Origin of the sequence: Enterobacter sp. 22452 (genome assembly GCF_052045065.1) — a bacterium.
In the GTDB taxonomy this organism is placed as follows: Bacteria; Pseudomonadota; Gammaproteobacteria; order Enterobacterales; family Enterobacteriaceae; genus Enterobacter; species Enterobacter mori.
This window is the reverse complement of the sequence record NZ_JBQEOB010000029.1, coordinates 1-415: the sequence shown is the minus strand read 5'-3', so window position 1 is coordinate 415 and position 415 is coordinate 1. Positions and strand designations below refer to the sequence as shown.

Below are 415 nucleotides of genomic sequence, written 5' to 3'. Positions count from 1 at the left end.
AAACGGGAGTGGTCGTCCAGCAGGGTGAGCGGATGGCAGCGCCCCTCGCCGAAGGGAAAGTGGCCCTTAAAATCCATCTGCCAGAGGCGGTTCGGCGCGTCATGTTCGAACCGTCCCGTGGCGGGAATGCCCGGTGAAGTGCCCGGCAGCAGGCTGTGACGGGCCATCAGGTTATGGACGGTGCTGAAAGCGGGCATGGTGTGCCCCTGGTCTTCGAGCCAGCGCTTTATCTTGCGTGCGCCCCAGCGTTCATGGCGCTCATGTGCCATACGCAGCAGGGCCGTGATGTCGTCAGATGAGCGGTACGGGGAATGGTGCGGTATGCGCGGGCGGTCCTGAAGACCGGCGGCCCCTTCCTCCGCCCAGCGGCGAAGCCACTTATAGCCGGTGGCAGGTGAAATGCCGAAGCGACGGC

Annotated in this window: 1 protein-coding gene; it reads right to left on the bottom strand. The window is 64.8% G+C overall.

Annotated features, from left to right (window positions below):
* A partial coding sequence (locus ACTJJA_RS23930) for a helix-turn-helix domain-containing protein (protein ID WP_440669344.1) occupies positions 1-415 on the bottom strand: 415 nt, incomplete at both ends.